22 protein-coding genes are annotated in these 26,455 nt (G+C 63.3%); 10 read left to right on the forward strand and 12 right to left on the reverse strand.

Annotated elements, in window-relative coordinates:
• Positions 1 to 30 precede the first annotated feature (30 nt).
• On the forward strand, positions 31 to 1,299 hold the full coding sequence (locus OGL93_RS06120) for an Hsp70 family protein (RefSeq protein ID WP_263261541.1): 1,269 nt from the start codon (positions 31 to 33) through the stop codon (positions 1,297 to 1,299).
• Between the two features lie 214 nt (positions 1,300 to 1,513).
• On the opposite strand, the gene OGL93_RS06125 is transcribed toward OGL93_RS06120, so the two are convergent.
• Complete coding sequence (locus OGL93_RS06125) at positions 1,514 to 2,524, reverse strand: hypothetical protein (protein ID WP_263261542.1); 1,011 nt, start codon at positions 2,522 to 2,524, stop codon at positions 1,514 to 1,516.
• A 188-nt stretch (positions 2,525 to 2,712) separates the two neighbouring features.
• Between OGL93_RS06125 and osmE the strand changes: the two genes are divergently transcribed.
• Entirely contained in the window at positions 2,713 to 3,054 is a 342-nt protein-coding gene (osmE, locus tag OGL93_RS06130; RefSeq protein WP_263261543.1) for an osmotically-inducible lipoprotein OsmE, read from the forward strand.
• A 131-nt stretch (positions 3,055 to 3,185) separates the two neighbouring features.
• The gene (locus OGL93_RS06135; RefSeq protein WP_263261545.1) at positions 3,186 to 3,719 is read left to right on the forward strand and encodes a ferritin-like domain-containing protein; all 534 of its coding nucleotides are present in this window, start codon (positions 3,186 to 3,188) and stop codon (positions 3,717 to 3,719) included.
• A 265-nt stretch (positions 3,720 to 3,984) separates the two neighbouring features.
• On the opposite strand, the gene OGL93_RS06140 is transcribed toward OGL93_RS06135, so the two are convergent.
• A complete protein-coding gene (locus OGL93_RS06140) occupies positions 3,985 to 6,054 on the reverse strand; it encodes an AsmA family protein (protein ID WP_263261546.1) in 2,070 nt (689 codons plus the stop codon).
• A gap of 281 nt (positions 6,055 to 6,335) precedes the next feature.
• Between OGL93_RS06140 and OGL93_RS06145 the strand changes: the two genes are divergently transcribed.
• From OGL93_RS06145 to OGL93_RS06170, 6 genes are all read left to right on the forward strand, one after another.
• Positions 6,336 to 6,836: a hypothetical protein gene (locus OGL93_RS06145; protein ID WP_263261547.1), complete on the forward strand. Its 501-nt coding sequence runs from the start codon at positions 6,336 to 6,338 to the stop codon at positions 6,834 to 6,836.
• A 232-nt stretch (positions 6,837 to 7,068) separates the two neighbouring features.
• Positions 7,069 to 7,569, forward strand: a complete 501-nt coding sequence (gene ureE, locus OGL93_RS06150; protein ID WP_263261549.1) for an urease accessory protein UreE — start codon at positions 7,069 to 7,071, stop codon at positions 7,567 to 7,569.
• Positions 7,566 to 8,240 (forward strand): urease accessory UreF family protein, encoded by a 675-nt coding sequence (locus OGL93_RS06155; protein WP_263261550.1) that lies wholly within the window; start codon positions 7,566 to 7,568, stop codon positions 8,238 to 8,240. The genes ureE and OGL93_RS06155 overlap by 4 nt, the downstream gene beginning before the upstream one ends.
• A gap of 8 nt (positions 8,241 to 8,248) precedes the next feature.
• Positions 8,249 to 8,863, forward strand: coding sequence for an urease accessory protein UreG (ureG, locus tag OGL93_RS06160; protein WP_263261551.1), 615 nt, complete (start codon positions 8,249 to 8,251; stop codon positions 8,861 to 8,863).
• Between the two features lie 16 nt (positions 8,864 to 8,879).
• Positions 8,880 to 9,449, forward strand: coding sequence for a HupE/UreJ family protein (locus OGL93_RS06165; protein ID WP_263261553.1), 570 nt, complete (start codon positions 8,880 to 8,882; stop codon positions 9,447 to 9,449).
• Between the two features lie 335 nt (positions 9,450 to 9,784).
• Complete coding sequence (locus OGL93_RS06170) at positions 9,785 to 10,924, forward strand: AGE family epimerase/isomerase (protein WP_263261554.1); 1,140 nt, start codon at positions 9,785 to 9,787, stop codon at positions 10,922 to 10,924.
• Here OGL93_RS06170 and OGL93_RS06175 read toward each other — a convergent pair.
• The 6 genes from OGL93_RS06175 to OGL93_RS06200 form a co-directional block, all read right to left on the reverse strand.
• On the reverse strand, positions 10,875 to 11,642 hold the full coding sequence (locus OGL93_RS06175) for an SDR family oxidoreductase (RefSeq protein WP_263261945.1): 768 nt from the start codon (positions 11,640 to 11,642) through the stop codon (positions 10,875 to 10,877). The two genes, OGL93_RS06170 and OGL93_RS06175, sit on opposite strands and share 50 nt — an antisense overlap.
• A 493-nt stretch (positions 11,643 to 12,135) precedes the next feature.
• The gene (locus tag OGL93_RS06180) at positions 12,136 to 12,852 is read right to left on the reverse strand and encodes an ABC transporter ATP-binding protein (protein WP_263261556.1); all 717 of its coding nucleotides are present in this window, start codon (positions 12,850 to 12,852) and stop codon (positions 12,136 to 12,138) included.
• Positions 12,849 to 13,724, reverse strand: a complete 876-nt coding sequence (locus OGL93_RS06185) for an ATP-binding cassette domain-containing protein (protein ID WP_263261557.1) — start codon at positions 13,722 to 13,724, stop codon at positions 12,849 to 12,851. Before OGL93_RS06185 ends, OGL93_RS06180 begins: the two co-directional genes overlap by 4 nt.
• Positions 13,721 to 15,004, reverse strand: a complete 1,284-nt coding sequence (gene livM, locus OGL93_RS06190; RefSeq protein WP_263261558.1) for a high-affinity branched-chain amino acid ABC transporter permease LivM — start codon at positions 15,002 to 15,004, stop codon at positions 13,721 to 13,723. Before livM ends, OGL93_RS06185 begins: the two co-directional genes overlap by 4 nt.
• Positions 15,005 to 15,006: 2 nt before the next feature.
• A complete protein-coding gene (locus OGL93_RS06195) occupies positions 15,007 to 15,921 on the reverse strand; it encodes a branched-chain amino acid ABC transporter permease LivH (RefSeq protein WP_263261946.1) in 915 nt (304 codons plus the stop codon).
• Between the two features lie 142 nt (positions 15,922 to 16,063).
• On the reverse strand, positions 16,064 to 17,200 hold the full coding sequence (locus tag OGL93_RS06200) for a branched-chain amino acid ABC transporter substrate-binding protein (RefSeq protein ID WP_263261559.1): 1,137 nt from the start codon (positions 17,198 to 17,200) through the stop codon (positions 16,064 to 16,066).
• 468 nt (positions 17,201 to 17,668) lie between these two features.
• On the opposite strand from OGL93_RS06200, the gene pncB reads away from it, so the two are divergent.
• Positions 17,669 to 18,865, forward strand: a complete 1,197-nt coding sequence (gene pncB, locus OGL93_RS06205) for a nicotinate phosphoribosyltransferase (protein WP_263261560.1) — start codon at positions 17,669 to 17,671, stop codon at positions 18,863 to 18,865.
• Positions 18,866 to 18,958: 93 nt separating this feature from the next.
• Here pncB and azu read toward each other — a convergent pair whose 3' ends face one another.
• The 4 genes from azu to OGL93_RS06225 all read right to left on the reverse strand — a co-directional run bounded on the left by azu (position 18,959) and on the right by OGL93_RS06225 (position 26,321).
• Entirely contained in the window at positions 18,959 to 19,408 is a 450-nt protein-coding gene (gene azu / locus OGL93_RS06210) for an azurin (RefSeq protein ID WP_263261561.1), read from the reverse strand.
• 202 nt (positions 19,409 to 19,610) lie between these two features.
• Positions 19,611 to 20,510, reverse strand: a complete 900-nt coding sequence (locus tag OGL93_RS06215; RefSeq protein ID WP_263261563.1) for a transglutaminase family protein — start codon at positions 20,508 to 20,510, stop codon at positions 19,611 to 19,613.
• Positions 20,507 to 23,017, reverse strand: coding sequence for a circularly permuted type 2 ATP-grasp protein (locus OGL93_RS06220; protein ID WP_263261564.1), 2,511 nt, complete (start codon positions 23,015 to 23,017; stop codon positions 20,507 to 20,509). Before OGL93_RS06220 ends, OGL93_RS06215 begins: the two co-directional genes overlap by 4 nt.
• Before the next feature lie 31 nt (positions 23,018 to 23,048).
• On the reverse strand, positions 23,049 to 26,321 hold the full coding sequence (locus tag OGL93_RS06225) for a transglutaminase family protein (protein WP_263261566.1): 3,273 nt from the start codon (positions 26,319 to 26,321) through the stop codon (positions 23,049 to 23,051).
• Positions 26,322 to 26,455 lie beyond the last annotated feature (134 nt).

A 26,455-nucleotide genomic window follows, 5' to 3' on the forward strand; every position in this document is an offset into this window, starting at 1 on the left:
TGCGCGGCCGTTTTCCCCCAGGGCCGATACATGACCTCCGCTACCTTCGCGCGCGCCTGCGGCATCGACTTTGGTACGTCCAACTCCACCGTGGGCTGGTACCGCCCCGGCGAGGAAACCCTCCTGCCTTTGGAAGACGGCAAGATCACCTTGCCGTCCGTGGTGTTCTTCAATGCCGAAGAACGCCGCCCGGTGTATGGCCGGCTTGCGCTCAAGGAATACCTGGACGGTTATGAAGGCCGGCTGATGCGCTCGCTCAAGAGCCTGCTGGGCTCACGCCTGATCAAGCACGATACCAGCGTGCTGGGCAGCGCCCTGCCCTTCAAAGACCTGCTCGGCCTGTTCATCGCCCAGCTCAAGCAACGGGCGGAACACGCGGGCGGGCGCGATTTCGACCAGGTGGTGCTGGGCCGCCCGGTGTACTTCGTGGACGAAGACCCGGCCGCCGACCAGGAAGCCGAAGACACCCTCGCCGCAGTGGCCCGCAAGATTGGCTTCAAGGACGTGTCATTCCAGTACGAGCCCATTGCGGCCGCGTTCGACTACGAGTCGAACATAGAGCGTGAAGAGCTGGTGCTGATCGTCGACATCGGCGGCGGCACCTCGGACTTCTCCCTGGTACGCCTGGCGCCCGAGCGGCGAGCCCTGACCGACCGCCAGCAGGACATCCTCGCCACAGGCGGCGTGCACGTGGGCGGGACGGACTTCGACAAACAGCTGAGCCTGCAAGGGGTGATGCCGTTGTTCGGCTACGGCAGCCGGATGAAGAGCCAGGCACTGATGCCTACCAGCTATCACCTGAGCTTGGCCACTTGGCACACCATTAACTCGGTGTACTCGCAGAAGTCGCAGATTGCCTTGGGCAACATGCGCTATGACATCGAGGACACCCTGGGCATCGACCGCCTGTTCCGGCTGATCGAGCAACGCGCCGGGCATTGGCTGGCCATGGAAGTAGAAGAAACGAAGATCCAGCTCACCGAAGCGCCGAACCGCCTGCTGGCGCTGGACCGGATCGAACCCGGCTTGAACGTCGACCTCACCCGTGCGCTGTTCCAGGCGGCTATCGAGGGCTTGCTCGAACGCGTCCGCGCCAGCGTGACCGAAACCCTCACCCGGGCCGGTGTGAGTGAAGCGCAAGTCGATACGGTGTTCTTCACCGGCGGCTCCAGCGGCATCCCGGCCCTGCGTGACAGCGTGGCGGCCATGCTCCCTAACGCCCGCCACGTGGAAGGCAACCGTTTCGGCAGCATCGGCAGTGGCCTGGCCATCGAGGCGTGGCGGCGCTATGGCGCCTGAGCCGGGGAGGATCTTGAGGGAGACTCCATGGCCGCCCGCAAGCCCTAACGCGTAGCAGCGCGGCTTGCCGGCGGCAGACGTTACACGCAGCCGGGGCTGATCGCGGGCCTGCCTGGCTGCTATGGCCCTGGCACCGGGCGACAGCCTGCGAACCTGGAGAACTCCCGGGCTCCGCCCTCACGGGGTTCGGTTCCGCCCAGGCTCGCGATATCGACTACACCAACCCCGCCTCACGCAGCTCGCTTTTCAAGTAGGCGTAATAGATCGGCCCGGCGACTACCCCGGGCAGGCCGAAGGCTGCTTCGCACACCAGCATCGCCAGGAGCAACTCCCAGGATTTGGCGCGGATCTGCCCGCCGACGATGCGCGCGTTGAGGAAGTATTCCACTTTGTGGATCAGGATCAGGTAACCCAACGCGGCCACCGCCACCCAGACGGACAGCGACAGCCCGACGATGGTGATCAGGGTATTGGACATCAGGTTGCCGATCACTGGCAGCAAGCCCAGCAGGAAGGTCACCACGACGAGGGTTTTGGTCAGCGGTAGCTTGATGCCGAATAACGGCAATACCACCATCAAAAAGATTGCAGTGAAGGTGGTGTTGAGCAGAGAGATCTTGATCTGCGCGAACACGATATTGCGAAACGCTTGCACCAGCAGCGTCAGGCGATGGTACAGCGCCGCGGCCAGCGGGCGTCGATCAGCGTCTTCCGGGGCTCGTTGCAAGGCGATGATCGCCCCTAGCACCATGCCGATCAGCAGGGTCACGAACGTGTGCACCGCATCCTTGCCCATCAGCTGCAGATCAGTGACATGCTTGCCGAGCCAAGCGCCGATGGCTACCCGAAACTCCGCCGCGCTGGCCGGCAGGTAGGCGTCGATGGCAGGTGGCAGTTGCCCGCGCGCACGGTCTACCACGCCCATGAACTTATCCAGCGAGGCCCCGGGGTTTTCCACTTCGTGCAGCACCAGGCTAAAGGCGCCGAAGAAAATCAGTGCCAGGGCACTGACCACCAACGTGCCCAGCAAGGCCACCGCCACCCAGCGCGCGCGCGGGCCGGCGATCAGCCGTTGCAGCTGCGGGGTCAGTGCGTTGACCAGCTCGAACACCAGCAGCCCCGCGAGCAGGCTGGGCAACAGATGCAGCGGTAACACCAGCAGCAACCCGCCGATAACCATCAGCCAGCTAGCAATCAGAACATGACGCGATGAAAAGACGGGCATACGGCCTCGAACAAACGACCCAGGAAGGATGGGCAGTCTGCCAGCGAACCAGCCGCTCCACCAGCGCTAACAGGGCGGGCCAAGCTCGCGGCGCGCTTGCCCCGACTTAACCGCTGAAAGTTCGAACTCTTGCGCACAAGCGAAGCTCCAAAAAACGTAGCCACTTTGGCTTTTCGAGGAGTTAACCCATGTATAGGCATACCCTGACCGCTGCCTGCGCGCTGGCCATGCTCGCCGGTTGCCAGACCACCCCGGAGAACCCGGTCGACTTCGTCACCTACCGTAACGAGCCTTTGGTCAAGCAAGTGGAAAAAGGCATGACCATGCAGCAAGTGCTCACCGTTGCCGGCCCACCTTCGACTGTCATCGACGGCACCGCAGGCTCAACCAATGGCACCTGCAACAATTACATCCTCAACCGCGATGGCCACCAGCAGGCCTATTACGTGAGCTTCAACAACGCAGGCCTGGTGGACACCAAGGGCTTCATGACCTGCGAACAGCGCAAACAGAACGAACAGGCCAAGTGAGGGCAAGCGCGGCTCGCTCAAGGGTTGAAACCTTCGGAGCGGCCGCCACTCACAGCTAAACCTGAGCCTGCCGGGCGCTGTAGCGCTGAACAGAGCGGGCCAGGGCACCGTGAACCAGCCTGGAGAACGCTATGCTTAACCTGCAACTGACAGACAAGCTCGCCCTGCGCGAGCGAGCTCGCCAAAACGTGGACAACGGCGCGGTAACCGAAGGCTACTCCGCCGACCGCGAAGAAGTGATCCGCCTGCTCAATGAATCTTTAGCAACGGAGTTGGTGTGTACGTTGCGCTACAAGCGCCACTACTTCATGGCCACTGGGCTCAAGGCCAGCGTGGCCGCCGACGAGTTCCTGGAGCACGCGCAACAGGAAGCCGAACACGCCGACCGCCTGGCCGAGCGCATCGTGCAACTCGGTGGAGAGCCAGAGTTCAACCCAGACAAACTGTCTGCGCTGTCCCACGCCGAATACAAAGCCGGCAAGAACCTCAAGGAAATGGTCTACGAAGACCTCGTGGCCGAACGCATCGCTATCGACTCCTACCGTGAGATCGTGCAGTACATCGGCGACAAAGACCCCACCACGCGGCGCATCTTCGAAGACATCCTGGCCCAGGAAGAGGAACACGCCGACGATATGGCAGACATCCTCAAAGACCTGCCGTAACTCCCCGTCGTAGCTCGTAAACCAGGCGCTTGCCTGGTTTTTTTTTGGCCTGGACCTCGACAGCTCATTTAGGCGCGCCTTACATCCGTAGCAGCGCGGCTTGCCGGCGACTGGGCTTTACACGGTGCTAAGCCCTTTCGCGAGCAAGCTCGGCTGCTACAGCGTCCGGGCGCTACACAGTGCTAAGCCCTCCCCCAAACAGGCTCGGCTGCTACCGCATCCGGCCTTACACACTGCCAAGCCCTCTCGCGAGCAAGCTCGGCTGCTACTGGACCGTCTTCGGCACCTTGCCTTGCTGCATCTGTTCGAGCAGCGGACGGCACTGGTTGGGCTCTTCACCGCTCGGCGCCACCAGCGCCAGCAGGCCGGCCGCCGGGGCAACCACCGCACCAAGCGCGACCATACCGGCGCCGCGCAGTAACAGCGGCACGGTTTGCACGCCCGCGTTGGGCTTGGCGAAGGTGCCCCGCACGTACAATGGCGAGCGCAGCGACAGCAAACGCAGGCCCTTGGATTCAGGCGTGACCTTGAAGTCCATTCGTTCGGTTTTGAAGTTAGCGTCGCCGTCGATGTAGATGGCCGCGTTCTCGGTATCGAACACAAACAGGTTGGTGCTGGCCAGGCCATCCTTGATGCCAATGTCTGCGGCGGCGCAGTTGATCTTCACCTCCCGGTCGCCAAAGATTTTGCCCATCACATAGTTGCCCACGTTAAGGCCGGCAATTTCCATCAGGTCGCGGCTGACCGCACCGTCATTGACCAGCATCTTCAAGCTGCCGTTGGACGAGCCCAGCAGGGCGGCCACCGAGTTGCCAGTGCCGGAGAACTGGGCGTCCCCGTTCAATTCACCGAAACTGGTGCGCATAGGCTCGAAGGTCGGAAACAGTTGTTTGAGCTTGAACCCGCGCGCGCTCAGCTTGACCTGGCCCTGCAACGGCGCGGCCTGGCCATTGAGGTTTATTTGCGAATTCAATTGGCCGCCAGCCACGCCGAACCGCAGCGGATTCAGGCTCAAACGGCCGTCATCGAGCACCACATGCGTGTTGAGGTCAGACACCGGCAGGCTCTCGCTCTTGACGATGCGCTTGCCGGCAAATTCCACGTCGGCGTCCATGGCTCGCCAGCGATCCGTGCGGAAGGCTTCCACCGGCAGCACCTTGCCCTCTGGCTGCTGGCTTGCACCGCCGCGGGCCTTTTGTTCCGCATTGGAATCCGCGCCGATCAATGGCGCCAGGTCGGCGAACAGCAATTGGTTGGACACCAGCTTGCCGGTCAGCTTCGGCCGTGGCTGGCTTGCAGCGAAGGCCAGGTCGCCATGGATATCGCTATCGCCAATGCGGCCGTTGAAGCCTTCGTAATGGAAGGTGGCGCCGCTGGGCTCGTGCAGGCGCGCAACCAGGTGGCCGTCGGTGCTATAGGGCGGCGAATCCGGCAGGGTTACGCCGGTCAGCGGGTAAAGGTTGCCCAAGCTGGTACCGGAGAGCTTCAGGTGCAGGTCCAGCGCGCCGAGGTTGCGCGGGTCCGTCAGGGTGCCCACCGCCGCAGCGCGGGTATCGCCCGCGGTCAGGTCAACCTGTACCGGGAACGGCCGGGCAGCGTCCTGCAGAGCCAGCAAGCCGCCAATCTTGCCTTCGCCACGCACTGGCAGGCCTTTATAGCGCCCATCCGCCTTCAGGCCGAAGGCGTAGTCCTGGGTATCGTTACCCTGTTTATCCAGTGCCTTGGCCGCCTCGCTCTGGCCGGCCAAGGCCTTGAACGGAATTGGCTTGCCCAACGGGTCGATCAAGACCCGTACCTGAGCATCGAGGGTGGCATCGTTGAAATTCACCTGCCCCTTGTCGAACCCGATGGCACCGATGTCCAGCACCCAGCTCGACGGCTCGGCTTTGTCATCCTTCGGCCCGAGGTCGAAGTTCCAGTTGGCGCGGCCGTCCTTGAGCCGTTGCAGGTCGGCGCTTGGCTCGGTGAGGTCGATGCGTGGGATCACTATCCGCTGCGCCAGCAATGGCAGCGGAGACAAGCGAAACTCGATCCGCTTGAGGCCAGCCATGCGCGGTTGCTCGGACCACTGCGGGTTGCCTAGGGTGATGTCTTCGGCGCTAAACACCGGCCATGGCACCCAGGCTCGCCAACCGCCCTCGTCGCGCTGCCGGGCCCAGGCCACGGCAAGGTTGCCGTTGATCGCAAAGGGGCGGTGCAGGGCCGCGGACACTTTTTCGTTGAGGGTCGGCTTTACCCGGTTCCAGTCGAAGGTGGCGATGAACACCACGAGGGCGAGGATCAGCGCCGCAAAAATAGCGGCGATCCAGGCAGTGATACGAAGCGGGCGCGACATTTCGGTCTCTCCTTACAGCGGCCATCCCCGGGCATAAACGCGCTATTGATGGTCTTGGGTGTGACTACAGCGAGGCGGCGCTGGTTCGAGCCATCGCGCCGGAGCAGGTTTCCAAACACGTTCCTCAGGGTTAAAAATTGCTGTAGGTGGCTGATTTAAAAAGACTTCTAAAGCATCAATCTGATCAATTGTTAACATTCCCACGATCGACTTCCGCCAGCCGAGGCGCGGCGTAGCATTGGCCCCGTAAACAACTTCTCAGCCAATTTGGAGCCACCATCATGAAAAGCCAAATCCTCGCCGCCGCCCTTTCCCTTGTTACCGTCAGCGCCTTCGCTCTGCCTGTTTCCGAACAAGACCTAGCCGCCCAGGCCAAGCCCACCGCAGCCGTGTTCATCCATCACAGCGTTGAGGTCGCCCGGGACAATGCCGAACGTACACTCGACCGAGTCGCCCAAGACGGCGCTGACCGCGGCTTGAACAGCGTGGCCCAAGACGGTGCCGACCGTGGCCTGAACAGCGTGGCCCAGGACGGTGCCGACCGTGACCTGAACAGCGTGGCTCAAGACGGTGCCGACCGTGGCCTGAACAGCGTGGCCCAAGATGGTGCCGATCGTGGCCTGAACAGCGTGGCCCAAGACGGCGCTGACCGCGGCCTGAACAGCGTGACCCAGGACGGTGCCGACCGTGGCCTGAACAGCGTGGCCCAGGACGGTGCCGACCGTGGCTTGAACAGCGTGGCCCAAGATGGTGCCGACCGTAGCCTGACCGCCGTAGTTTGAGATCAGACCATGACCGACCTTTAAAGCCCGGCTTATTCCAGCGGGCTTGCTCTATTCACTGAAACGGCAAGCACTACAAAGGTGCACGGCAGCTAGCAACGCACCAACGTTACCCAGCAAGCGCCCCCTGGCGGCCTCTCGTATTTCTGCTCCCCTTCTGGTTTGGCATTCTTTCCTGCTTGGCAAGGCACTTGCTCTAAGCTTGGGTACCGGTCCCGCTGGAAGCTTGAACATGCTTGTGATCCACCGCCGTATTGCCCCTCAGGCCATCTGGGCCGCTGAAATCCATTTGAATTTCGATGCCCGCAGCAAAAGCCGGCTGCGCTGCTTTGCAGCCGACGGTGAAGACGTCGGGCTATTTCTGGAGCGTGGCCAGCCCCCGCTTCATGACGGGGACTGCCTTCAGGCTGAGGACGGCCGCGTGGTGCGGGTTTGCGCACGCCCTGAGCGGCTGCTGCAAGTCACCTGCGCCAATGCGCTGGAGCTGAACCGCGCGGCCTATCACTTGGGCAACCGCCATGTGGCCTTGCAGATCGGTGACGGCTGGTTGCGCCTGCTGGACGACCACGTACTGCTGGCCATGCTCGAGCAGCTCGGCGCGACCGTCGAGGCGCTTGAAGCGCCGTTTCAGCCAGAGCACGGCGCTTATGGCGGCGGTCACCACCACTCGCACCAAGGCGAGGAAGGCTTCAATTACGCACCGCGCCTACATCAATTCGGCACTGCGCGGTGAATCGCGCCTGGGCGTTACTACGCATTGCCAGCCCGCAGCTACCTATCGGCGGTTACAGCTATTCGCAAGGGCTGGAGATGGCGGTGGAAGCAGGCTGGGTGAAATGCCGAGCCAGCGCCGCCGCTTGGCTGCGCGACCAGCTGGAACTCAACTTGCCGCGCTTCGAAGCGCCTCTGCTGCTCGCCCATTGCACGCTGGCCATGGCGAACGATTGGGCCGCGCTGCGCCTGCGCTGTGAGCAACACCGCGCAAGCCGGGAAACCCGCGAGCTGCACCAGGAGAGCCGGCAGATGGGCTACTCGCTCAAGCAGCTGCTGTTAGGCCTGACCGAGCTTGACCAAGCCGCTCGCGGCTTTCTGCAAGACCACGAGGAGCCCCACCTGGCCCTGGGTTGGGCATTGGCGGCGCGGGCCTGGGGGATCAGCCCCGGCGACGCGCTGGCCGCTTGGTTGTGGAGCTGGCTGGAAAACCAGCTTGCGGTGCTGATGAAAACGTTACCGCTGGGCCAGCAAGCGGCCCAGCAGTTAACCAGCGAACTGCTGCCCGCGCTCGAGCAAGCCCACCGCGCCAGCTGCGCGCTGGACCCCGCTCACCTCGGCAGTGCCCCCTTCGGCCTGGCATTGGCCAGCATGGCCCATGAACGCCAATACAGCCGCCTGTTTCGATCCTAGGAGAACCTATGAACAGCCAACCCCTACGCGTCGGTATCGGCGGCCCTGTCGGCTCCGGCAAAACCGCGCTTACCCTGGCCCTCTGCCTGGCGCTGCGCGAGCGCTACAACCTGGCCGTGGTCACCAATGACATTTACACCCGCGAAGACGCTGATTTCCTGGTGCGCAACGAGGCCCTGGCGCCGGAGCGGATCATCGGGGTAGAAACCGGCGGCTGCCCGCACACAGCCATTCGCGAGGACGCCTCGATCAACCTCGAGGCCGTGGACCAGCTCAACCGGCGCTTCCCCGGCCTGGACCTGATCTTGGTGGAATCGGGCGGCGATAACCTGTCCGCCACCTTCAGCCCGGAGTTGTCGGACCTAACCCTTTATGTGATCGACGTGTCCGCCGGGGACAAGCTGCCCCGCAAGGGCGGCCCCGGCATTTGCAAGTCCGACCTGCTGGTGATCAACAAGATCGACCTTGCCGAGCAAGTCGGCGCATCGCTGGAAAGCATGGATCGCGACACCCGCAAGATGCGTGGTGAAAAGCCTTTCGTGTTCAGCAACCAGAAAACCGGCCAGGGTCTGGAACAGATCATTGCCTTTATCGAACGCCAAGGCCTGCTCAGCGCAGCCTGAACCCAAGGAAGCCTCTATGACCCGCAAGCATGTGTTCACTACCGTCGCCCTGCTGCTTCTCCCAGCACTGGCCTCGGCGCACCCAGGCCATGGCGATGGTGTACTGGCAGGTGCAAGCCACCCTTTGAGCGGGCTGGACCACTTGTTAGCCATGGTCGCGGTGGGATTGTGGGCCGCCCAGCAACAGGGCCGTGGCCGCTGGGCCCTGCCATGCACCTTCCTGGCCGCCATGCTGCTCGGCGGCGTGCTGGGCTTCGCCGGTGTGAGCCTGCCTGGGCTTGAAAGCGGCATCGCAGCCTCGGTGCTCGCTCTGGGCCTGGCCGTCGCGCTGGCGATCCGCCCGCCGCTGCCGTTGGCGATGCTCGCCACGGCCGGGTTTGCCCTATGCCATGGGCTGGCACATGGCTTGGAACTCCCCGCCATGGCCAGCGCCTGGACCTACGCCCTCGGGTTTATTGGCGCGACCGCTCTGCTGCATGGCGCAGGCTTCGCCTTGGCGCGCTGGATGCCCAGGGCGGCGGCGCCCCTGGTACGCCTCGCCGGCCTCGGCGCGGCCATTGCCGGTGGGTATCTGTTGGCGGTGTGATTCAAGGCGCCAAGGCCAGGTTCGAAGGCTCGCGCCATCTTGTGCGAGCTTGGACGCCACAACCACAACCTGTGGGACCGGGCCGTATCGCTTAAGTGAAGGCCGTCGTAAGCAAGCTTGGCGCGTTACCTGTAGCAGCCGGGCTTGCCGCGATCAAACGCAGCGCCGTGTAGCGCCTGTCTTCAGCAAGCCGCGCTGCTACGCGTTAGCGTGTGCGGGCACCATAGAATCTCCTACCAGCACCTGCCCGGCCCGCGAACCTGGGCATGGCCCCGGCGAAGGATGCGTGGTTTTCTGCTAGAGTGGCGCGCATTTACCGCCCCATGAAGCCGTCCATGCCTGCCTCCCTGCCCTCCCAACTTGCCGAAACCTTCGCCACGGTGTGGCAGCACTTTCTCCAAGGCATCGTGCCACTTTGGGAGGGCCCGGGGTGGAATGCCGCGCTCGGCTTGCCTTATGAGGCACTGGATGCTGCCCAACAGCCGTTGCCGGTGCAGCGCTATCGGGCCATGGCCTGTGCCAGGCAACTGTTCGTGTTCACCTCGCTGGGGGATCGCCCCGGTGCCGCCGAGCGCGCCGCGGCGTTGTTCGCTTCGCTGAACCGCCATTTCGCCGACCCGGAGCATGGCGGCTGGTTCTACAGCGTCGATGCCCTGGGCGCGCCGCTCGATACCCGCAAGGACCTGTACACCCACGCGTTCATCCTGTTCGCCTGCGCTCATTATTTGCGCCGGGCGCCAGCCGCGGCCGCTAGCCTGGATGACGCGCTGCAGGCAATACAGCGCTTCGCTATTGGCGACGGGCTATACACCGCCTGCCTGGACGGTAACTGGGCCAGCTTGGGCCAAGGGCCGTTGCAAAATCCTCTGATGCACCTGGCCGAGGCCTTCCTTGCTGCCTTGGATTCGCGCCCGGACGCAGCTACCGAAGGCGCGCTGCAGGCACTGTGCGACGGCATGCGGCAGCACTTCTTCGATGCCGAACATCAGGTGCTGCTGGAAATGCCATGCGCCAGCGCGGGCAACTGGTACGAGCCCGGGCATCAGTTCGAGTGGTTTTACCTGCTGGCGTCTTCGCCGCGCCTGGCGGCGCACCCGCTGACGGCAGGTATGCGCTTGGCCCTGGCGCGTTCCGAAGCGCAAGGCCTGCGCGATGGCGCGGTGTGCGCCACCTTGACCGCAGACGGCAACCTGCTCGACGGCACCCGCCGGATATGGGCTCAGGCGGAGTACCTGCGCGCCTTGAGCCTGCTACCGGAACGCGCGAGCGCCCTGATGGCGGGGCTGCAACAGCTGCGGGCGCAGTTCCTGCGCGCCGAAGGATGGTTCGAATGCCGTGACGCGGCTGGGGCAGTGAGCCGGCAAGACATGCCGTCCACTACCCCTTATCACCTCTACACCTGCTTCGAAGCCTTGGCCGCGGCGTTCAGCCCTTCTGCTGCCGATTCACGGCAAAGCCCGCCCACGATTGATTGACCGGCATCAGCTCCAGCCGGTTGATGTTGATGTGGGCCGGCTGAGTGAGAATCCAGAAGATAGTGTCGGCGATGTCATGTGGTTGAATCGGCTCCACGCCGGCATAAGTGGCGTCATAGCGCGCCTGATCACCACCGAAGCGGACCAATGAAAACTCGCTCTCGCACATGCCTGGCTCGAGGTCGGTGACCCGCACCCCAGTGTTCTGCAGGTCGCAGCGCAGGCTCAGCGAGAACTGCTTCACGAACGCCTTGGTGCCGCCGTACACGTGGCTACCAGGATAGGGATAGCTGCCAGCGACCGAACCCAGGTTGACGATACCCGCTCCCCTGCCATGGGCAATCAACCGTGGCAGCAGCAGCCGGGTGGTGTAGATCAGGCCTTTGATGTTGGTGTCGACCATGGTGTCCCAATCGTCGAGGTCGCATTGGGGCGCAGGGTCCGCCCCCAGGGCCAGCCCGGCATTGTTCACCAATGCAGTGAGGGTGGCGAAACGTTCAGGCAGGCCTGCGATCGCCGCTTCCATGGCCTTGCGGTCGCGTACGTCCACCGTCAGCGGCAGCACATCTACCTGGGCGGACAATTCCTCGGCGAGCGCCTGCAGGCGGTCCTCGCGGCGCCCGGTGATGATCAGCGACCAGCCAGCCTGGGCAAAGCGCCGTGCGCAAGCCTCGCCAAAGCCGGACGTAGCGCCAGTGATAAACACGGTGGAGGTCATCGGGTGCTCCTCGTTGTGGCGGCCAAGGCTGCCAGTGGTGGGTTCGAGCGTCAGCATGCCCGTGGCGCCTGGCCGGTACAATCTCCGGCGCTGTGTTTTTCCCGACGCGGACCGTTCAGCGGCAATCCAGACGGCCCGGCCCAGTGGGTGCGAGCCGTGCTCCAGGGCTGTTCAAGGGTAGCTTTCCAAGGGTTTCACACAGACTTATCCACAGGCCACTTACTCGGCGCGCCCCCTCCTGTCAAGGCTTGACATCCTGATAGCACCTGGGAACAGGTGACCATGATCAATTAATAGTCAAACCCCTGGAGCCCACGAAGCACAAAGCGCATAGCGTTATGCCAGCAGGTTATTCACAGGCTGGTCCACTGAATTTGGGGCTAAGAACAGTTGGGGATAAGTAAAGTCGGAATGCGACCTGAAGTCGCATTCCGAAGGTGCCCGGAAAATGTTTTCCACATTTGCCGGGCAAAGGGGAAATGCACTGGGATTGTCAATGGCCGCCAAGGTAAGCGTTGCGTACATCGTCGTTGGCAAGCAGCTCCTGGCCCGTGCCGCTCATGCGAATCTGCCCATTGACCATTACGTAGGCACGGTCCGAAAGCCTGAGCGCATGGTTTGCGTTCTGCTCCACCAAGAAGATCGTCATGCCCGATTGAGCCAACTCGCGCAGGGTTGAGAAGATCTGCTTGACCACGATAGGGGCAAGGCCTAGCGAGGGCTCATCGAGCAGCAGCAGCTTGGGTCGGCTCATCAGCGCTCGGGCAATGGCCAGCATCTGCTGCTCCCCGCCCGACATGGTCATTGCCCGCTGGTTGCGCCGCTCCTTGAGCCGCGGGAACAGCTCGAACATCCGCTGCATGTCTTCGCCCGAATGCTTGTCGCCAATGGGGATGGTCCCCATCATCAGGTTTTCTTCCACAGACATGTCCGGGAACACCCGCCGCCCTTCCGGCGACTGGGCAATCCCGTTGGACGCGATGTAGTGGGACGACTTCTGGCTGATGTCCGTACCTTGGTAAAGGATCTGGCCGCTGGCCACCCTTGGCTGGCCGAAAATGGACATCAACAGGGTGGACTTGCCCGCACCGTTGGAGCCGATCAGGCTGACCGTCTCACCCGGGTTGATGTGCAAGGAAACCTGCTTGAGCGCATGGATAGGGCCGTAATAGACATCGATGGCCTTGACGTCGAGGATAGGCGCAGTCATACCAGCTCCTCCTCGTCCGCGCCCAGGTAAGCGGCAATGACTTTCGGGTCGTTACGGATCTGTTCGGGCTTGCCCATGGCGATCACGTTGCCGTGGTCCAGCACCACGATGTCGTCGGAAATACTCATCACCATGCCCATATCGTGCTCGATCAACACCACCGTCATGTCGTGGTGGTCGCGCAAGTGGCGGATCATGCCACTGAGCGCTTCGGTTTCCTGAGGGTTGAGGCCGGCGGCGGGCTCGTCCAGGCAAATCACCTGCGGCCGCGTACACATGGCCCGGGCAATCTCCAGCCGCCGTTGCTGGCCATAGGAGAGCTCGCCGGCCAGCCGGTTGGCGCAGTCCACCAGGTCGACCACTTCCAGCCAATAGAAAGCGGTGGCCAGGGCACGCTCCTCAGCCTTGCGATAGCCAGGGGTGTTGAGGATGCCGGCGAGCATGTTGCGGTTCACCCACATGTGCTGGGCTACCAGCAGGTTTTCCACCACCGACATTTCCTTGAACAGACGAATGTTCTGGAAGGTACGCGCCAGGCCGGCGCGGTTGACCAAGTGGGTGCCGCCGAACATTTTGTAGTACAGCCGGCTGAAGAAGCGCCGCGGCGAAACGAAATCCGTGGCCTTGAACGGCTCGCCGAGCAGTTTGATCACTTCCACGCTGCCATGGCGGGCATTGAGCTGGATGCGCCCGCCGCTGGCCCGGTAGAAGCCGGTAAGGCAGTTGAACACCGTGGTCTTGCCGGCGCCGTTAGGGCCAATCAGGGCAAAGATAGAGTTGCGCTTGACCTGCAGGTTGACGTCGCTCAACGCCTTGATGCCGCCGAACTGCATCATCAAGTGCTCGACGGACAGAATGATATCGTCGCTCATGGCGCCACTCCTTTACGCGGGGTCACCCCGGTGCGGCTGATGCGGATAAGCCCGCGCGGCCGCCAGATCATCATCAACACCATAAGAATGCCGAACAGCAATACCCGGTATTCGGAGAAGCTGCGCAGCAACTCCGGCGCCACCGTCAGCACGAAGGCGGCGATGACCACCCCCACGGTGGAGCCCATGCCACCGAGCACCACGATCGCCAGGATCAGCGCGGACTCGAAGAACGTGAAGGACGTAGGATTGACGAAGCCCTGGTAGCTGGCGAAGAACACACCTGCCAGGCCCGCGGTGGATGCACCCAGCGTGAACGCCGACAGTTTGACCAGTACATGGTTGAGGCCCATGGCGCGGCAAGCGATCTCGTCCTCGCGCAACGCTTCCCAGGCCCTGCCCACTGGCATGCGGGTAAGCCGGTGCTTGATGTACAGCACCAGCATGACCACGATGAACAGCACGCCGTAGATGAACAGGAATTTGAGGTCGGGGTTGTAATCGAAGCCGAAGAACTCATGGATAGGCACCCCCCCATCCTTGGCCCGGCGTCCGAATTCAAGGCCGAAAATGGTCGGCGACGGCACGGGTACGCCGTTTGGCCCGCCGGTGAAATCCAGCCAGTTATTGAGCACCAGGCGGATGATTTCCCCGAAGCCCAGGGTCACGATGGCCAGATAGTCGCCATGCATGCGCAGCACCGGGAAGCCCAGGATGCAACCCGCCAGTGCCGCGGCTATCGCTGCCAGCGGCAGCGCCGACCAGAAGCCAAGGCCCAGGTACTGATAGCCCAACGCCAAGCCATAGGCGCCAATGGCATAGAAGGCTACATAGCCCAGGTCGAGCAGGCCGGCCAGCCCCACCACGATGTTCAGGCCCAGGCCCAGCAGCACGTAGATCAAGCCGAGGATCACGACCGTCAACATGTACTTGTTGGCGAACACTGGGAACACCAGGGCGATCACGATCAGCAGCGGGATGATCCAGCGCAGCCGAGACTTGTAGTCTGGCGCCAGCACATGCACACCGCTGCCGCCGCCCTCGAAGCCCTGGAGAATGCGCAGGCCCTTGGGGGTTTGCAGGAACAGGCTGAGCAGGAAGCGCCCCGCCATGACCACGGTGATGAGCACGGCGGTGCGCGCGGGCTGCAGGTTGAAGCCGTAGCCATCGAGCACGATGCCCACGATCGGGCCAAACACGATCAGCGCCAGCAGGCCAGCGACGATCGCGTCGATAACGCTCTTCTTCAGGTTTACAGGTTTGTTGTTCGCAGGAGACATGGTTACACCTTCGCCACAAGTGGGCGACCCAGCAGGCCTTGGGGACGGAAGATCAGAATCAGCACCAGCAGGCCGAAGCTGAATACATCCTTGTAGTCGGAGTTCACCAGGCCGGAGAACTGGGATTCGGCAACGCCCAGGATCAACCCGCCGAGCATGGCGCCCGGCAGCGAGCCAATGCCGCCAAGCACTGCCGCAGTGAAGGCCTTGATGCCGATGATGAAGCCTGCATAGAAGTCGAAGGTGCCGTAGTTCATGGTCACCAGTACACCGGCCAGCGCGGCCATGGATGCACCGATCACGAACACATAGGAAATGACCCGATCGGTGTTGATGCCCAGGATCGAAGCCATCTTGCGGTCTTGCTGAGTCGCGCGGCACATGCGGCCAAGCTTGGTGTATTTGATGATGTAGGTCAGCACGCCCATGCCGACGAAGGCCGCCACGATGATGAACAGCTTGGTGTAGCTCAGCTGCACAAAGCCTGTGCCCACGTCGAAGCGCCAGCCGCCTTCGAGCAAGGTCGGTACGCCCTGCTGGCGAGAGCCCTGGCTGATCTGCACGTAGTTTTGCAGGATCAGCGAAATACCGATGGCGCTGATCAACGGCGCCAGGCGGGTGGAGTTACGCAGTGGCTTGTAGGCCACCCGTTCGATCACGAACCCGTATACGCCGGTCACCACGATGCTGAAGATCAAGGTGCCGAGTATCAGGAACGGAAAGGATTCGATGCCGAAGAAGGACAGTACCGCCAGGCCGATGGCGGAAAGATAACAAGACACCATGTACACGTCGCCGTGGGCGAAGTTGATCATGCCAATGATGCCGTAGACCATCGTGTAACCGATGGCTATCAGCCCGTAGACCGACCCCAGGGTCAGCCCGTTGACCATTTGCTGCAGGAAAATACCGTCCATCATGCACTCTCGTGAACGTGTTGGGGCGCCATTGCACCTGCCCAGCCGAACGGCTGGAGTGTTGCAGTGGCAATGTTGCGAGGCAGGGTAAAGCACGAACGGGGCGTGCCGGCACGATCACCGGAACGCCCCGCCGTCAGGCTTATTTTTGTTTTTCGAGTTGCTTGTACTTGCCGTCGGAACCCCACTGGTACACGACGTAGTCGGAAACCTTCAGGTCGCCCTTGGTATCCCAGGCCTTCTCACCCATGACGGTCTTCACCGAGTTGGCTTTAAGCCACTTGGCCGCGTCTTCACCCTTGTTGGACTTGGCGCCGTTGAAGCCTGCGGCGATGGCTTGCAGCGAGGCGTAGGCATACAGCGTATAGCCTTCCGGCTCGTAGCCCGATTTGCGGAACTCGTCCACCACAGCCTTGGAGTCGGCGATCAAGCGTGGGTCTGCACCGAAGGTCATGTAGACGCCGTCTACGTATTGAGGGCCGCCAGCGGTGGTGACCAGTTCGTCGGTGACGATGCCGTCATCGGACACGAATTTCACATCCTTCAGGCCCTGCTCGCGCAGTTGACGTACCAGGGGACCTGCTTCTGGGTGCAGGCCGCCGAAGAACACGACTTCGGCGCCGGTGCCGCGAATCTTGGTCACCAAGGCGCTAAAGTCTTTCTCGCCGCGGGTCAGGCCTTCTTCCAGCACGGGGGTCACGCCACGGGACTTCAGCTGTTTGGACGTAGCATCCGCCAGGCCCTTGCCATAGGTGTCCTTGTCGTTGATGACCGCTACTTTCTTGGCCTTCAACACGTCGACGATATAGTTACCCGCGACGATCCCTTGCTGGTCGTCACGGCCACACATGCGCAGCATGGTCGCCAAACCGCGCTCGGTCACGGTCGGATTGGTGGACGCCGGGGTGATCGCCAGGACGCCAGCGTCGGCATAAACCTCAGAAGCAGGAATGGTCGAGGAGGAGCAGAAGTGACCTACCACGGCGATGACCTTGTCCTGGTCGACCAACTTGTTCGCCACCGCCACCGCCTGCTTGGGCTCGCACGCATCGTCGCCCTGAACCAGCACGATCTTCTCACCGTTGATACCGCCCGCCGCGTTGATCGCCGCGGCCGCGGCCTCAGCGCCTTTCACGAACTGTTGGCCGAACGAAGCATTCGCACCGGTCATGGGGCCAGCGACGGCGATCTTGACATCAGCCTGAGCATAAGACGCAACGCCCATTGCGGTGGCGACTGCAAGGGCCAGAAAGCCTTTCTTGTAAAACGTCTGCGACATGAGGTGGTGCTCCTGAGCTTTTTTTAGTTGGCACAACGACTTCAGCGTCATGCTCTGAGCAAGCGTCGTGCCATCACCTTTTCGCTACGCTAAACGGCGTAAACATAAGCCCACAGGCTAAGGCTCGGGGGGCGGCCTAACGGGACGTGCAACCGTCTATCCCAACCTTAGTAGCACCATGTTACAGATAAAGTGCAACCACTATGAGGGCGAAGGAGCAACCAAGACCTGCAAGCCAGGGCAACCTGTACGTAACAACTAGCGTAACGGAACTGCACAGTTTGAGTGCGCGTGCGCTACGGCGCGCACCATCTAAGGTGTGGCACGAGCGCCCGATCCAACGTCAGGTTAGCGGTTGTTCCCCGTCGAAACAGGAGTGCGCCAAGAAGCGCACCCTATGGCAGCCGAGCCGGCTTACTTTTCGCTCGACCTGTTGTCTGAACGCCGTCGATAGCCCTGGAGCCCCTGATGATCGATTCGCCGTTTGGCACCCGCGTTATCCAATCTGTGCTGGACACCGACCTGTACAAGCTCTCGATGATGCAGGCGGTGCTGCACAATTACCCCAACACAGACGTGGAGTGGGAGTTCCGCTGCCGCAACGGTGAGGACCTGCGCCCTTGGCTGCCTTACCTGCGTGAAGAATTGGAACGGCTCTGCGAGCTCGGCCTGAGCGACGACGAAAGCGCATTCCTCGAAAACATCAACTTCATGAAGCCAGATTTCCTGCGCTTTCTCGGGTTGTTCCGTTTCAACCTGCGCTACGTGCAGCTGGGCATAGAGAACGACGAGCTGTACATCCGGCTTCATGGCCCCTGGCTGCACGTCATTCTGTTCGAGGTGCCGCTGTTGGCGATGGTCAGCGAGGTGCGCAACCGTAACCTTAACCCGCAAGTAACGCTGCAGCAGGCCCGAGATCAGCTCTATCGCAAGTTCGACTGGCTGGTCGCCAACGCCTCGGTGGATGAGCTGGCAGGTTTGCAGGTCGCGGATTTCGGCACGCGTCGGCGGTTCTCTTACGGCGTGCAAGATGAAGTGGTTCGCCTGCTCAAGGCTGAATTCCCTGGTCGGTTCGTGGGCACCAGCAACGTGTACCTGGCGCGTAAATATGACCTCAAACCGCTGGGGACCATGGCGCACGAATGGGTGATGGCCCACCAGCAGCTTGGGCCTCGGCTGATCGACAGCCAGATCGCCGCGCTGGACTGTTGGGTCCGCGAATACCGCGGCCTGCTGGGCATTGCACTGACCGATACCATCACCATGGATGCCTTCCTGCGCGACTTCGATCTGTTCTTCGCCAAACTATTCGATGGCCTGCGCCACGACTCAGGCGACCCCGTGGCCTGGGCAGAAAAAGCCATCGCCCACTACCGCAAACTGGGCATCGACCCCATGACCAAGACCTTGGTGTTCTCCGATGGCCTGGACTTGCCCAGGGCCTTGAACCTGTACCGGGCGCTGCGTGGACGTATCAATGTCAGCTTCGGCATTGGCACCAACCTGACGTGCGACATCAACGGTGTGGCGCCCATGAGCATGGTGCTGAAGATGACCAGCTGCAATGGTCAGCCGGTGGCGAAGATTTCCGACGAGGCTGCCAAGACCCAATGCCGGGACCCGAACTTTGCGTCCTACCTGCGGCATGTGTTCAAGGTGGTGTAGTAGGGCCGGCCGTTGGCGCCCAGGGCTCGCAAGCTGTTGCCTGCCCCCTGGGATTGCGCAACCGGAAGCGTGCGAGGCCTGCGAACCGGTGCCTCAATCCACCAATTTGATCGCCCCTTGCATCATTGCGATATGCCCCGGAAAGGTGCAGAAGAACGCATAGGCCGTGGCAGGGTCCAGGGCTGAGGCGTCGAAGGTGACGCTGTCTTGCTCACCCGCGCCTATCAGCTTGGTGTGGGCGATCACTCGCGTATCCCCAGGCTTAAGGTAATCGCTTGCCTGCCCGGCGCTCATGCCGTCACTGGCGACCTCGCGCATGTCGCCCTCCTTGCTCAGCACCCAGTTATGGCCCATGACTTGTGCCGGCAGGGTACCCGAATGGGTCAGGGTGAGGGTGAACGCCTTGCAGCTCTTGCTGACCTCGATGGCCTTCTGGTCGAAGGTCATCTGGTCCGTGGAGTCGATGGTCGCCTGGCATTGCGCCGCCAGCGCGGGCGCCGCAACCAGGCCAAGCAAACTTGCAGCTAGGGCTTTGAGCAACATGCATTCACTCCGAGTGATGGGCCAACGCTTCGTCTATCGCGCCCATGGAAAAGATCAACGGGCCCATCTTGCCCGCCGGGCGTAGCCTTCTCAACACTTGAGGAGAACCACCATGAACTTCAACAGCATCCTGCGCAGCCTGCTTGCGGCCTACGCCTGTGGCGCCAGCGGCACCGAGCCGGCTGACGACCTCCTGCGCTGATCACGACGCGGGCAGCGGCAGCACTGTAACCCGCACCTCCGGGTCATGGCTGCCGCCGCCGAGAATGACCCCGCGAAGAGGCGACACATCAGAGAAATCCCGCCCCCATGCCAGGGTCACGTGGCCCAAGCCCGGGCGCAGGTCGTTGGTAGGGTCGAATTCCACCCAGCCGTTGACCGGGCAATACACGGCCACCCAAGCGTGCGAAGCGTCGGCGCCGATCAGCCGGGGTTGCCCCGGGGGCGGCTCGGTCAGCAGGTAGCCACTTACATACCGGGCCGCCAGCCCGCGCGAACGCAGGCAAGCGATCATCAAGTGGGCGAAGTCCTGGCACACGCCCCGGCGACGTTCCAGCACCTCCAGCAGGGGCGTGGCCACATGGGTGGCACTGGCGTCGTAGGTGAATTCGCGGAAGATCTTGCCCATCAGCGCGGTAACGCATTCGAGCAATGGCCGGCCCGGGGCGAAGCAGCTATCGGCAAAGGCCACGAAATGCTTTTTCAGCCGTACATAGGGTGACTCGAAGCGAAAGCGGCAGGCCTTGAGCAGGTCGCGAGGCATCGGCTGGCCGCTATAGCACAGGCTGTCGCGGGCGCTTTCCCAAGGCGCTGACCCGGCGATATCCGCCACCGGCCGCGGCAGCACTTCCACTTCCAGTTTAGCCTTGACCGTCAAAGCGTCATGAGGCCGCTCGAACGCTAACCGGGTCAACGGGTTGCCGAACACATCGTGCTCGTCGATGCGCTGGGTCGGTGCCGGGGTGATCTCCAGCGCCTGGCTGCGGCATAGCTGCCAGGCACAAGGCCGGGGCCACAGGTGCGCCAGCTGCTTGGCCAGCGAGACTGGGGCATCGTAGCCGTAATGGGTGTCATGCAATACCCGGTAGCGTGCGCCGCTCATACCGACACCGTGCGCTGGCTGATGTCATCCACGTGGGCGAAGTGACGCAAGGCAAGGCGGTCAGACACCGTGGCGCTGGCAGCGCCGATGTCGTCGAGCAAGCCCGCCAGGCCACTGAGCACGGCGCGCACGCTGCCAACGCCGAACAGCGAGTACTCCAGCGCGCCCAGGTCGAACGCGGTGAGGCGCTCGATCAGCCCGGTGAAGCACGGGTCGCGCGGGATGCGCAGGTCGTCATGCAGGCGGCGCAGCGAGCGCGCCACCTGCTTGAGCTGGAACAGCACCGCATGGGGGTTTTGCGGGTCCAGCAGCAGCAAATCGAGCACTGGAATCAACTGAGCCTCGGCCAAGTAGCGGGAGCGATAAGTGATGCTGCTGTTGGCCAGCTCGAGCAGCCACTCCAGCGCCGCGTGTTCGAACACCTGCTCGCTACGCAGGCAGGCGGCAAGGCTCACGCACAGGAACTGCAAGCGTTCCAGGCGCCGGCCGATCATCAGAAAGCGCCAGCCCTCATCACGGGTCATGTCGTCCAGGGCGAAACCGGACAGCGCTGCAAGCGAGACGACCAAACCGTTGAGCAGGTCCAGCGCTTCCCCCAGGTCCGGCCCAACCGCGTCGAGCCTGGCCGACTCACGCTGTAGTTCGACCAGCGCGTGCCAGTTTTCCCGAGAAAGCTTGCCCCGCACCTGGGATGCCGCCCACTGCAACCGCTGCAGGTTGTTGCGCAGGCTGAAGGCCCAGTCTTCGGCGACCAGCGCGGTCAGCAGGCGGGCTTCGAGGTCGCCTTCCTCGGGCATCACATTGAGCGACTGCGCCAGCGCCACTGCGGCGTGCAGGGCCTGGGCGTCGTCGCCTTCCACCTGCCGGGCGAGGATGATGCGCAGCAGCCTGGCGCTGTCATCGCAACGCTCACAGTAACGGCCGAACCAGAACAGGTTCTCGACCACCCGCGAGGGCAGGTAAGGGTCCTGGCGCACCACGTCCTGAACGCCGAGTGCGCGCTGGGCACGCCATTGCTCGGCGCTCGGCGCCGGCTCGCCAAGGATCCAGGTGTCTTTGCTGGCGCCGCCGCGCTGCATCGCGATGACCTGCGCGTCCGCGTGCGCAGCCACCCGGGTCAGGCCGCCGGGCAACACCCGGTAACCCACTGCCGTGCCGACCACCGTGGCCGGTGCTTCAGCCACTGCATACATGCGCATGCCGATAGCGCGCGGCTGCAGGCCTTGGCTCGGCCCGTGCCACACCGGCGCCTGGGACAACTGTGCGATGGCCTGGCCCACATAAGCGTAGGGGCGCGTTCGAATCCGCTCCGCCAGGGCACAGCGCTGCGCGGCGTCGAGGTCACGGCCGAACACCGGGCCAAAGCTTTGCGAGGGAAATGCCGGCTTGAACACCAGTTCAGCCATGCGCTCCAGGGCATCGGCCAGGACCGGCGGCTCACCGCACCACCAAGTAGCGATAGACGGCAACAACAGCTTTTCACCGAACAAATGCTCGTTGATCGCCGGCAGGAAGCCCAGCAGGCCTGGGGACTCCAGCACTCCGCTGCCCAAGGCGTTCGCCACCAGCACCCGGCCTTCGCGGACCGCCTGCAGCAGGCCTGGCACACCCAGCGCGGAATCGGTGCGCAGCTCCAGCGGGTCGCAGAAGTCGTCATCGAGCCGGCGCAGTATCGCGTGCACTCGGCGCAGGCCGCTCAAGGTCTTGAGGTAAACCGTGGCATCGCGCACCGTGAGGTCGGTGCCCTCCACCAGCGGGTAGCCCAATTGGCGAGCCAGGTATAGATGCTCGAAATAACTCTCGTTGAAGCGCCCCGGGGTCAGCACCACCACCAGTGGCGTTTCGCTGGCGTCGGGGGCGAGCCGCGCGAGGGTTTCTTGCAGGGTGCGGAAAAAGCCCGCCAGGTGCCGTGCCTGCATGTCGCGGTACAGGTCCGGGAAGGCGCGGGACACGATCATTCGGTTTTCCAGCGCATAACCGGCGCCGGAGGGGGCCTGGGTGCGGTCGGCGGTGACCCACCAACGGCCGTCCGGGCTGCGCGCCAAGTCCACGGCATAGAGGTGCAGGAAAGTGCTTGCCGGAGGCCGAATGCCCTGGCACGGCCACAGGAAGTTGTTGTGGCCGTACACCAGTTCAGTCGGCAACAGCCCCTCGTGCATCAGCGTTTGCGGGCCGTAGATATCGGCCAGCACGGCATTGAGCAGCCGGGCGCGCTGGGCGATGCCGGCCTCCAGGTATTGCCATTCGGCGGGCCCGATCAGGTTGGGCAGCAGGTCCAGCTCCCAGGGGCGGTCTGCGCCCTTGGGGTCGGCGTACACGTTATAGGTCACGCCGTTCTCGTGGATCTGCCGGTTGAGCATGTCTTGGCGCTGCCCCAATTGGGCCGGCGTGCTGCGCCGCAGGTGCTCGTACAGGCGCCGCCAGTGGGGCCTCACCGCCCCGGCAGGGTCGAGCATCTCGTGATAGCTACCCGCGGCGTGCGGGTAGTGGTCAAGCAGGTCTGGCATGCGATGCTCGGCTACAGATGATTTGCCTCTCTTAACGGAACTGGCGCATATCCAGGGTCAACGGAAACTCGTCGTCAACGTGCAGAGGCGGCAGCTCGATCGTCCCGGGAGTGTGGCCGAGCCGGAAGAAACGCGCCAGCCGGCGGCTTTCGGCTTCGTTGGCGTTGACGGGGAAGGTGTCGTAGGTCCGCCCGCCGGGGTGCGTCACATGGTATTGGCAACCACCCATGGAGTGCTGGGTCCAGGTGTCTACCAGGTCGAACACCAGCGGCGCATGCACGGCGATGGTCGGCTGCAGTGCGTTGGCCGGCTGCCAGGCACGGTAACGCACCCCGGCCACGAACTCGCCCACGCGCCCGGTCGAGCGCAGCGGTACCGGCACGCCGTTGCAAGTCAGCACATACCGCTGCGGCGCTATGCCACTGACCTTGACCTGCAAGCGCTCCAGTGATGAATCCACGTAGCGCACAGTGCCGCCGGCCGTGCCCTCCTCGCCCAGCACGTGCCAAGGCTCCAGCGCCTGGCGCAGCTCCAGCTCGATGCCGGCCACGGCGTAATCGCCGACTTTGGGAAAGCGGAACTCCATGTGTGGGGCGAACCATTCGGGCGCGAAGGCATACCCGGCCAACGACAGCTCGCCGAGCACATCGGTGAAGTCCTGGGCGATAAAGTGCGGCAACAGAAAGCGGTCGTGCAGCTCGGTCCCCCAGCGGGTCAACCGCGCCGGTGCGTAGGGCTCGCGCCAGAAGCGCGCCACCAATGCCCGTAGCAACAGTTGCTGGGCCAGGCTCATGCGGGCGTGCGGTGGCATCTCGAAGGCACGCAGCTCCAGCAGGCCCAGGCGGCCGCTAGCGCTGTCAGGGGAGTAAAGCTTGTCGATGCAAAACTCGGCCCGATGGGTGTTGCCACTCACATCGACCAACAGGTTGCGCAGCAACCGATCGACTGTCCACGGCGCTACTGCCTCGCCCGGGGCGGGCATCAGGGAGAAGGCGATTTCCAGTTCATAGAGCGCATCGTTGCGCGCCTCGTCCACCCGTGGTGCCTGCGAGGTAGGGCCGATGAACAGCCCGGAGAACAGGTAAGACAGCGAAGGGTGATCGTGCCAGTAGCTGATCAGGCTGCGCAGCAGGTCTGGCCGCCGCAGGAAGGGTGAGTCGCCCGGGGTGGCGCCGCCGAGCACCAAGTGGTTGCCGCCGCCGGTGCCGGTGTGACGGCCATCGACCATGAATTTTTCACTGGTCAGGCGGGTAAGCCGTGCCTGCTCATAGAGAAATTCGGTGCGCTCGACCAGCTCTGCCCAGGTGGCCGATGGCTGTACGTTCACTTCGATCACACCGGGGTCTGGCGTAATGCGCAGGTTGCACAGCCGTGGGTCCTGCGGTGGCTCGTAGCCTTCGAGCAGCACCGGGCAACGCAGCGCCTCGGCGACCGCTTCTATCTCGGCCACCAGTTCGAGGTAGTCTTCCAGCCGCTCCAGCGGTGGCATGAACAGATATAGCCGGCCCTCCCGGGCTTCGGCGCACAGGGCGGTACGAGCGATCCAGCCGGCCGATTCACCCGCCTGTGGAGCGCTGCCGCGAAGTTGGCTGTACGCAGCGGGGGCGGATGGCTGCATGGCCAAGGGCGGGAAGCTCTGGTTAGGGTCCGCGGCATGGACAAACGGATAATCGCTTTCCGCTGCCCAGGGCAACGAGCCGAGCGGCAGCCGGTAGCCCAGCGCCGAGTCGCCAGGCAGCAGCCGGCACTGCTCGTCGCGCAGGAACCAGCGGCTACTGTGCCAGCGGTCTTGGGTAGCGGTGCGGGCCAGGGGCAGTACATGGCCGATCACCTTGTCCAGCCCCTGAGTGAATACCTTGCGCAGGCGATGGCGTTCCAGTTCGTCGGCCAGGCGGGCATCGGTGGCGGTCAAGTTGGCCGGCAGGGTGCCCTCTCGCCAGAGGTAATAGAGGCTGTCTTCCACCGCGGGGAACACATAGTCCCCAGGCAAGCCCAGGCGCTCAGCCACCTGCACCAGAAAACGCGCGGCAAGTTCGGCGTCGGCGGCATAGTTTTCCTGCTCGCTGACGATTAACTGCGGGTTACGCCAGATCGGCTGCCCATCGGCCCGCCAAAAGGCGTTGAGCGACCAGCGCGGAAGTTGTTCGCCGGGGTACCACTTACCCTGGCCGAAGTGGGCCAGGCCGTCAGGCGCATAGCGTTCACGCAGGCGCTGGTAGAGCTCGCAGGCGAGGTGGCGCTTGTTCGGGCCGAGCGCTGCGGTGTTCCACTCCGCGCCGTCCGGATGGTCGATCGACACAAAGGTCGGCTCGCCGCCCATGGTCAAGCGCACGTCGCCGGCTTGCAGGTCGCCATCGATGCGCTCGCCCAAGGCAACAATCGCCTGCCACTGCTCATCGCTGTAAGGCCGAGTCACCCTGGGCGCTTCCCAGATACGCCGCACCGACATGGCATGGGCGAAGTCGCATTCGCAGGGCTCCACCTTGCCAGTGATGGGCGCCGCAGAGGTTGGGTCCGGGCTGCAGGCCAACGGAATATGGCCCTCGCCGGCGAACAGCCCCGAAGTCGCATCCAGGCCAATCCAGCCGGCGCCTGGCAGGTAAACCTCGCACCAGGCGTGCAGGTCGGTGAAGTCCACGTCGGTACCAGCGGGGCCGTCCAGCGCCTTGACGTCTGCCGTCAGTTGGATGAGGTAGCCAGAGACGAAGCGCGCCGCCAGGCCCAGGTTGCGCAGCACTTGCACCAGCAGCCAGGCTGAGTCCCGGCATGAGCCTCGGCCCAGTTCAAGCGTTTGCTCGGGCGGCTGTACCCCCGGCTCCATGCGGATCAGGTACTCCACATCCTGGCTGATGCGCTGGTTGAGCTGCACCAGAAACTCCACGGTTGGCAGCGGCTCGCGCTCGATACTTTCGATATAGGCGGCCAGGCGCGGCGACAGCGGCAGCTTTTCCAGGTAGGGCGCTAGCTCGCGGCGCTCATCGCCTGCGTAGCTGAACGGGACGGTGTCGGCATAGGGTTCAAGGAAGAAGTCGAAGGGGTTGAACACCGCCATTTCCGCGACCAGATCCACCTCGATGCGCAGCCGCTCGGTTTTTTCCGGGAAGACCAGCCGCGCCAGGTAGTTGCCTTGGGGGTCCTGTTGCCAATTGATGAAGTGGTTTTCCGGCTGGACCTTGAGTGAGTACGAGAGGATCCGCGTGCGGCTGTGGGGCGCGGGGCGTAGGCGAACGATCTGCGGCCCAAGCTCTACCGCCCGGTCGTAGCGGTAATCCGTGACGTGGTTCAACGCAACATGAATCGACACAGCGTGCCTCCTGCAAGGTAAAGCGGTTCAAGAACAGCGCAAGAGTTGTGCCATGCACAACCGCCCTTATTGCTCGGCGCCACCACACCTCACGCACCCTTTCTGGCGACACCGGCCCTGCATTGGGTTCGCGG

It is taken from the genome of Pseudomonas sp. RIT-PI-S (genome assembly GCF_025642975.1).
In the GTDB taxonomy this organism is placed as follows: Bacteria; Pseudomonadota; Gammaproteobacteria; order Pseudomonadales; family Pseudomonadaceae; genus Aquipseudomonas.